Source organism: Cuspidothrix issatschenkoi CHARLIE-1 (assembly GCF_002934005.1).
In the GTDB taxonomy this organism is placed as follows: Bacteria; Cyanobacteriota; Cyanobacteriia; order Cyanobacteriales; family Nostocaceae; genus Cuspidothrix; species Cuspidothrix issatschenkoi.
Map to the genome: position 1 here is coordinate 71,594 of NZ_PGEM01000006.1, position 8,600 is coordinate 80,193.

General features: G+C 38.2%; 7 protein-coding genes and 1 pseudogene. 1 reads left to right on the top strand and 7 read right to left on the bottom strand.

Annotated features, from left to right (window positions below; translation table 11 throughout):
• Positions 1-135: 135 nt before the first annotated feature.
• The 6 genes from psbU to CUN59_RS01225 all read right to left on the bottom strand — a co-directional run bounded on the left by psbU (position 136) and on the right by CUN59_RS01225 (position 7,565).
• Positions 136-564: a photosystem II complex extrinsic protein PsbU gene (gene psbU / locus CUN59_RS01200; RefSeq protein WP_104386124.1), complete on the bottom strand. Its 429-nt coding sequence runs from the start codon at positions 562-564 to the stop codon at positions 136-138.
• A 313-nt stretch (positions 565-877) separates the two neighbouring features.
• Positions 878-1,603, bottom strand: a complete 726-nt coding sequence (locus CUN59_RS01205) for a DUF3120 domain-containing protein (protein WP_104386125.1) — start codon at positions 1,601-1,603, stop codon at positions 878-880.
• A 286-nt stretch (positions 1,604-1,889) separates the two neighbouring features.
• On the bottom strand, positions 1,890-2,282 hold the full coding sequence (locus CUN59_RS01210) for a phosphomannose isomerase type II C-terminal cupin domain (protein WP_104386126.1): 393 nt from the start codon (positions 2,280-2,282) through the stop codon (positions 1,890-1,892).
• Between the two features lie 36 nt (positions 2,283-2,318).
• Positions 2,319-5,123, bottom strand: coding sequence for a family 10 glycosylhydrolase (locus CUN59_RS01215; RefSeq protein WP_104386134.1), 2,805 nt, complete (start codon positions 5,121-5,123; stop codon positions 2,319-2,321).
• 94 nt (positions 5,124-5,217) lie between these two features.
• Positions 5,218-6,543 (bottom strand): TIGR03279 family radical SAM protein, encoded by a 1,326-nt coding sequence (locus CUN59_RS01220; protein ID WP_104386127.1) that lies wholly within the window; start codon positions 6,541-6,543, stop codon positions 5,218-5,220.
• A gap of 95 nt (positions 6,544-6,638) precedes the next feature.
• Complete coding sequence (locus tag CUN59_RS01225; RefSeq protein ID WP_104386128.1) at positions 6,639-7,565, bottom strand: undecaprenyl-diphosphate phosphatase; 927 nt, start codon at positions 7,563-7,565, stop codon at positions 6,639-6,641.
• A 257-nt stretch (positions 7,566-7,822) separates the two neighbouring features.
• Between CUN59_RS01225 and CUN59_RS01230 the strand changes: the two genes are divergently transcribed.
• Positions 7,823-8,341 carry a single-stranded DNA-binding protein gene (locus tag CUN59_RS01230; RefSeq protein ID WP_104386129.1) on the top strand — a complete coding sequence of 173 codons (519 nt, stop codon included), beginning with the start codon at positions 7,823-7,825 and terminating at the stop codon, positions 8,339-8,341.
• 74 nt (positions 8,342-8,415) lie between these two features.
• Here CUN59_RS01230 and CUN59_RS01235 read toward each other — a convergent pair.
• Positions 8,416-8,526: pseudogene (locus CUN59_RS01235) on the bottom strand (NAD(P)-binding domain-containing protein); the annotation flags it as partial.
• Between the last annotated feature and the right edge of the window lie 74 nt (positions 8,527-8,600).

The window sequence follows — 8,600 nt, forward strand, 5'->3', positions numbered from 1 at the left end:
GTAATGGGTAATGGGTAATGGGTAATGGGTAATGGGTAATGGGTAATGGGTAATGGGTAATAGGGATATTTATTAGACATCTTGCCTTTTGCTTCTACCAATCACCAATTACCAATTACCAATTACCAACTATGGTTATCTGTAGATACCGTTGTTAATGCGATCGTCGCCTTCATTGAAGTTAGGCTCGTATTCTGTAACGGTGAAATTGTCAAAATTAGCTGTTAAACGTTCTTTTTGAGCCTCGCTCAATCCTGGAATGCTTAATACATCCTCTACTTTTTCGTAGGGAGCATTTTTGATAATTTTCTGAGCCAAGGTGGGATAGAATCCCGGATACTTTTGGAAAGCAGCAATATTGGTATTATTCAAATCAATTTTCTTGCCAAAATCTGTTGCCAGCTTCTGATCCGCTTTGTTTTGGCGGGCAAGTGCTAAAACTGAAACTTGATTACCGACAAAGCTATTTAAGCTAACAGCTTGGACAGTGTCAGTGGTTCCCAGCCATCCCCAGCAACCTAGCACCAATGTCAACACAGTAAATAAACGCACCAATCCTTTCACGATTTTTACCTCTTTCTATCAAACAGCAATTAAATTGTTGAATCTTGGCAGTCACAAGCTATAAAGGTGAGGACATAAGCCAGAATTTCCAGATTGTGAGATTACTTTGTCTCCTGATCCTGGTTGTTTCCTGCTTTGGCTTCTCCGTTTAACCTTGAGAGCTTACACAACAGTCGTCATCAAAAACTAATATACAGCGTATCAATATCCACAATATTTATTACTATTCAGTTTGATCTGATTTTTAATCAAAACCTGAATGAATAGCAGTTTTGCTTCCATTTTTGGCATTTTGCCACTATTTATGGGAATTTTACGCCAGAGCCGCTGCTAATAAGAATAGACTGTCTACTAGAATTGTACTCAAAACTGCGCCCCCAAAGGCGTACCAATGAGATTCCTTATTGAGTAAAGATCCCGTTCCCACTACCGCCAAAATCACCGCCAAAATCACTGCCCAGCCTTGTCCCCAGGGATTTTGAACCTGTGTTAAGGCATTTTGTAAGATTTGTGAAGCTCCCTCTGGAGAGATTCTCATAATTTGCCGCCAATAGGGCATCAAATCTACTAAATAAAAATAAATATCAGTTAAAACCGTGCCAAATAACGAACCTAGATAAAACCAGTTGCCAACTTTACCCCAGTTTTTGGTTAAACACCACAGTGCAAAGGGTAATCCTAATGCTTCTATAGGTAAATGCCAGATTGGTTCCCAACGTAACCACCCCCAATAAATTGATCCGGTAAACCATGTCCAACTAAAACCAAAAAGTAAATCTCCCCAGAGATGGGTTTGGGGACGTGACATTAAGCGCACACTCAACCATACCCAAAAAGCTGTCATCAAGATGCTAAAAACAGGAAGCGATCGCACTAATGGCGCTTCTATAAATACAGGTACGGATACTAAAAATACCGCAGCTACCAATACTAGCCAATTTTGTCGCCAAGATATGAACTTTGGTAAAGATGCGTTGCTGTCATCAAGCTCTAATGTGGGGTTAGTAGCTGAGTAAGAAGAGAATGTTTGATTAATCAAAGTTTTTAATATTTGTTACGAAACTTTACTTATCTAGAATATCACAATTGAAAATCCCCCTAGGGGGCATATTTATTTTACAACAGATTTGTTGCAAATGCCATACTAGTACCCCAGGGCGGAAGTCAAAAGTCAAAAGTCAAAAGTCAAAACGAAGACAGTATAGGCTTTTGGGCGATTTATAATTGTTGGTTTATTTACGCCGTGCTGTACTAGGAGGAGCAAAAGAGTAAGAGGTATTCTCTATCAACAGTCAACAGTCAGCAGTCAACCGTCAACCAGATGTTTATTTCGCTGCACTAATTTCTTCTATAGGACGTTCAATATCATCCTCACCCAAATACTCGCCATTTTGGATTTCTAGAATTACCAAGGGAATCTTACCAGGGTTTTCCACCTTATGTAGGGTTGCTGCTGGCACATAGGTTGATTGATTCCGATTGAGTAATATTTCTTCATCACCACAAGTAACCTTGGCCACACCAGAAACCACAACCCAATGTTCATGACGATGATAATGGATTTGGGCTTTAATGCCGTGTCTAGGCTTAATTTCTACCCGACTGATGCGATAGTTTGTCCCTTCTTCAATTACTTCTACATAACCCCAATAGCGATCGCCTGAGTGAGCAGAATTTATACTCAGATTTGAGGGGGTTCCACAGTTGTTTGGATTCATACAATTTTAGATTTTATAACTTGTTGAAATTGCAGTTTAGGAAGGCATATTTAATCTTCTTTCACCGTAACGGATTAATCTTTCTATGGTCAAAAGACGGTTTTCCCAAACTTTGACTTGATAGGAATTGGTAAGATTTTCTCCTTGCATCCAGTTGTAAAATTTGGACTGAAACTGGTTGAGGGTTTTTCTGGCAGTAATTAAATTAATAGCAGAAGGGTTAGATGCCAATTGATTTAAGGCATTTTGGACTTCTTTAGCCTGGTTTATAAACTCAGGCATAGTGATTGCAGATGTGGATAATTGACCATTTTTTTGAACTATTTGCCATTCTTTTTGCAAGGCTGCATAACGGAAAGCGGCGGTGCGAAAAGGTTGCCGGTGCGGCTTAGGCTGATTTTGATCACCTTGGGTATTATTGAAGATTTGTTCTAGTTCATTATTGAAATTTTCCGCCGCAAATAAGGCATAACCACTAACTGGTAAATCTCGAATTAGTTGCAGTTGATCAAATGCACCGATGTTTGATAAAGATAGAAGGCGAATTCCCGGTACTAATAAAGTAGTACCTAATTTTGTGGAAGTAATCCAAGGTTTAGCTAATCTTTGAAATCTTGGTGTATCTAAAGCATAGGTCATGGGGACAACTAAATCTATATCTCCCTTTCTCGCCCAAACTTCCCAATGTTGTTGAATTTTTTTGATCCGTTCGTATTCTGGTAAAGGAAAAACAGCAACGGATAAAATTAAATTTTTCCGTTTTTGTCGCAATGTTGCTGATAGTTCAGCCACAAAATTATTAACTTGTTGGGTACGGAATACTGTCCATTTTTGCCATAAATCTCGTTGACTGGGGGAGATATTGAGGGGATCTATGCCTGTTTGTTGTTGAAATTGTTCTCTGGCTGCTTTACCATAGCCATAGGTGCGACCAACAAAGGGATCTTGAAAAGGATAACGAATATAATCAAGTTGGATACCATCTACTTTATATTTAGTGACAATTTCTGTATAAAGTTTGATTAAATATTCTCTCACTTGGGGATTAGCTGGATCTAAAAAAGGTTTAGTTTGACCAATGGGAATAATATTACCTTTGTTGTCATAATTAGCCCAATCAGGATTGGCTGTGAGTACGGGTCCTAAATAATCGGGACTAACATTAATAATTTCATTATGGCGAGTATTGCCTGCGGCAAATACCCACACCCAAGCGTGTAATTCTAGCCCTCGTTGATGGGCTAATTTAACTGCACTTGCTAGAGGGTCCCAATCACGAATTAGGGGGTTTTGTTGGGGTGCAACTTGGCTAGGATAAATAGGATAACTAGCATTAACTGTTTCCAAGAAAACGGTGTTGATCCCGGCTTGGGCTAGTCTATCAAAAATTTTCGCTAGTTCTGTTTCATTGCCAGCTTTAACTATTGTGCCTCTATCTAACCAAACGGAACGGATTTCTGGTTGGGCTAATTGTTTATTGAGAGGAAATTGTTCCGATATTTTAGCTTTAGCTTCTAACCAAATTTGCCTTGCTAGGGCATATTTTTTATCTTCAATTAATAGGGGAATTTTTTGGACGGTTTCTCTGGCTTGATTTAATGTTAAAACTAAATTATTTTCTGATGTCTGGGGAGAGGAAAATTCTCTTTGTTTGTCTTCTTGTTTAGTGTAGGGTAATTGATTTGTGGCAGATAAATTATAGGCTGATGCTGCTAGGTGGGCGCTTTCTACTCTACCGATGAGATGTTCTAATTCTTCTTGTAGGGCGATCGCTTCTTTGCGATCAATAGGCTTATTAGAATTAGGTAAAACATCCAACCGGACATTTTGTTCTAATTGATTAATGGGATCAATCAAATTGGGACTGATATTTCGGGCAATATCTAATAATCCGGGTTTGCTTAAATTCGGCTTAACCTGGGCAGTAACAACAGGTTTTTTAACTGGTTTAGCTTTAACAATAATACGCCCTTTAGCAGGTTTAATTTTGCCTGGTTTAGTAGGTTTTTTTAAACTTGTTTTCCTTGGTTTGGGCGGAGTTTTTGTTTGAGAAATGACAACTTTTTCTTCAGTAACTTGGGATTTAACCGATTCTTTAATGACTTGTGGTTGACAATTTGGTGCAGGATTAGCAATTTTAATTTTGCTTTTAGCTGGTAGTTTTAGATAACGATTCAGGGATGCTTTTAACCAAGCAATATCTAATTCCGTAGATGCAACTTGATTTACTCCCCAACGCCAACCTAATAAGGTAGATTTTTCTGTAGTTAAGATGGCGGTTGGACGTTCTTGGGAATTCCAAATTACAGGAGATTTATGATCAGTATCATTGGGAATAATCACACCACCGCGCACTCTCCCAAACAATTCTATTTGATTGACCCACTGAGGAATAATTGTATTTGTAGGTTGTAAATTTTCAGCAGTAGTTAGGCTAAATCCCCAATAACCTCCAAAGAGTTTTTTTAATAATTGACGCACTCCAGGAGAGGATGAATTACCTACCGGGCCACTAGCGATTAAGTAACCACCTTGACTTACCCATTGATCTAAAGCGATCGCTTGTTCTGTGGTCAAAAATTCAATATTAGGTAAAAATAGTACCTTTGCTTTCCCCCAGTCATCTGTGGTTTTAACTTGGCGCAAAGGAATCACACAATAATTAATATTTAGCTTTTGTAATCTGTTAGTAATTCCTTGCCATTTTTCAGGGTTATCTTGACTATTAACAACACTAAATACAGGATTATTATTAATAGCTTTGGCTGGTAATATGCCTAAGATATTACACAAGATAATGTTAATATTTAAAATAGCAAATGTAACCGTTTTTTTCTTCATTAGTAATCCGTAGTGGGAGAATAGTTGTAAGTCCAAAGCATTCTGGCGATAACCTATCGTTGAAACCATTGATTTCCTGTCCGAATGCTTTACCCTAGTTCATACAAGTATTTATTAAATCTTCAACTCCTGCCACTGGGAAAATACTGACATTCAATTTTTCAGCTACTTCCTCAACTGTTAGATCATCAAGAAATACAGTTTCTCCATGTTTTAACATTACACTAGGTAATAAAATTCCCTCACCTAAATCTTGTCCTCCCAGGTTTAAAAGTAAATCATGTCCTGTTAATAAACCAGTCACACTGATACTTTGTCCCCAATAATCGCTACATAAAGCTACCATTTTCACTTCTAAACCTTGGACATTATTTAACTGTTGTACCAGTGGTTGAAAAGCCTTTTCCACAGCATTTCCTACTACCCAAGTCAATTTTCTTTGGGGTTGAATTTTCCTTGGTAATAATGCTGTGGCAGTTTCGCTAAATTGTTTCATAAATAACCGAATTGAACCAACACCATTATCAATTTGTGGATATTCTTCATATTCAGCTTCTGTGGGTAATTCTTCACCTGCAATTAAAAACCATTCGTCAGCTAACCATACCACACTAGAAGCATATTTTTGACGAAATTTCTCAGCAAGTGATTTAACTTGAGAAATTACCTCTTGAGCTTTTTCTTTTGTAACTGGTATTAATTCATCTTCCTGGGGACGAAACCGCGTTAAACCCACTGGTACAACTGCGACTGATGCAACAGTTGGTAATTCTCCTGCATAAAAAGAAGTTAGATCGTCTAATGTTCTTTCTAAATGTTCACCATCATTGATACCTGGACAAACAACAACTTGAGCATGAATTTGTAATCTTCGTTCTTGAAACCAGAGAATTTGTGATAAAATTTCCCCAGCCCGATTATTTTTTAACAATCTAATTCTCACATCCGCTTCCGTAGAATGGACGGAAACATATAGAGGTGATAACCGCATTTGTTCAATTCTTTGCCATTCTCTTGCAGTCAAATTGGTTAAAGTTAAATAAGAACCATATAAAAAACTTAATCGGTAATCATCATCCTTTAAATATAAACTAGAACGTTTCCCAGGTGGTTGTTGATCAATAAAGCAAAAGGGACAACGGTTATTACACTGAATTAAACCATCAAATAAAGCTGTGGAAAATTCTAATCCTAAATCTTCATCATAATCTTTTTCTATTTCCAAATGATGGCTTTTACCAGTAGTATCTAATACATCTAATTCCAAAAATTCATCCGCACATAAAAATTGATAATCAATTAAATCACGGGGTTGTGTGCCATTAATAGCCACAATTGCATCTCCCGGTTCAAAACCGATTTCGGCGGCGATAGAGTCAGGAAGCACCTTAGTAATTTTAGCAGGTTGAATGGTAGTCATAAATTAAGGAAAAGGGAATAGGCAAGAGACAAGAGAGAATGGGAAACTTTTAGTTTCATTCTAACTCCTGACTCCTGAATTATTATCTAACAGAATTATCCTTGCCAACCTGCGGCGATCGCTAATAATATGGAAATACCAAAAGCTAATCTATACCACACAAAAATAAATGTGTTTTTGGTTTGCAAGTACCGCAGCAACAAAGCAATTGATAAATAAGAGAAAATAAATGTGGAAATAATGCCCACAATTAACAGAATCACAATATTATCTGGTAATTCTCCTCCTTGAAACATTTTAAAGATTTTCAGACTTTTGTATAAAGTCGCAATAGTCAAAGTGGGAAAACCTAACAAAAATGAAAATCTCGCTGCTGTCTCCCTTTCTAAACCCAGAAATAATCCAGTAGTTAAAGTTGAACCAGAACGAGAAACTCCAGGAATTAAAGCTAAGGTTTGTCCTAATCCTACCAAAATACCATCTCGAATTTCCAACTTTTGAAAATTTCTATGCCGAGTACCAAGTTTTTCCGCCAACCCTAGCAATATTGCCATAATTATTGACATGATAGCAATAACTAAGGCACTTTCAGGAATCACATCTTTCAACGAAAAACCAATCGTTAAAGCGGGAACTGTCCCCACCGCGATACCAACAATAATTTTCCATTCTTCACTTTGCCAATCTTTAGTTTTAAAGGCTTTGATAGCACCTTTGACTAAACTGGAAATTACAGCCCAAAAATACCACAAAATTGCAATTACACTACCAAACTGAATAGCATCAACAAAATCTTTAGAACCAAGTTCTTTCCAAGCAAATATCTTCGTCACAATTAATAAATGTGCCGTACTGCTAATTGGTAAAAACTCTGTAATTCCTTGGACAATACCTAAAATAAATGCTTGTATAATTCCGGGAATTAGATCAACCTGAGTAGTAGCTGTTGTATTAGATACTGGTATTTGTAATAGATGTGATGATAGTAAATGTATATTAATTGGTTCTAAAATGATTGCCATTAACCAGACTCCCAAAATCAATGCGTAATCTTAGCAAATTATCCGACTGCAATTACTTGTGGTCAGTTTTTTTTGGCAAAATCTGATCAGCGGGACAATGTACAGTTAAAAAAGTCCGATTGATACAGCGAAACACGGGTTTAATCGTGTTATCAACTCGGAAAATGTTTAATTTAACGGCGTTGAGCCATTAAATTAAACACGCTATCCTTCCCCACCCTGCTTCGCTGAGGATGGGGTATCCTATGGAAGACAAGATGAATAGTTGTATTTTGATGGTAGAAATCTATGATAACCCCCAACTGCGTCACACACCAGATGGGTTAGAAGTAACTGAAATGATAGTTCATGTACCTGGCGCAAAACCAGATGATCCTTCCCATCCTTTAAAAGTAGTCAGTTGGGGAAATTTAGCCAAAGAAGTACATCAAAATTATCATCAGGGCGATCGCGTCATCATTGAAGGACGCTTAGGAATGAATACCATAGATCGTCCTGAAGGGTTCAAAGAAAAACGTGCAGAATTAACAATCCAAAAAATTCATCCCCTTGGCCAGGCTGCCTATACCAGTTCACAACCAGCAGCTATACCAACTACACCAGTTTACCAAACCCCTGTAGCGCAACCAGCCTACAGCCCTACAGCCTATGAATCAAACTATCCCACATCTGCCCCAGTGGCACAACCTCAACCCACATATCAACCTATACCTGTACAGTCTCCAACCCCTGCAGGAGTGACCCAAGAACCAGATCCAGACGACATCCCATTTTAACTACTACGCCTTATATCCCGCCACTGATTCGGAGTACCAAATTCAGTGGGGGACTTACGGCGTAGTAGTTAATGTTGATACTGTTCCTCCTCCGCACCTACCATAACAATTAATTTGCCAGTTTGAGCTTCGGGAATACTACCGAGTACGGGCGCTTCTATATATTCCCCTCTGCTCTGTGCCCCCTGCTCCCCTGCCCTGCGATACTAGCCTCCGGCAGCAAAAGTCACCATAATTACTACAGAAAGTAAGATGCCGG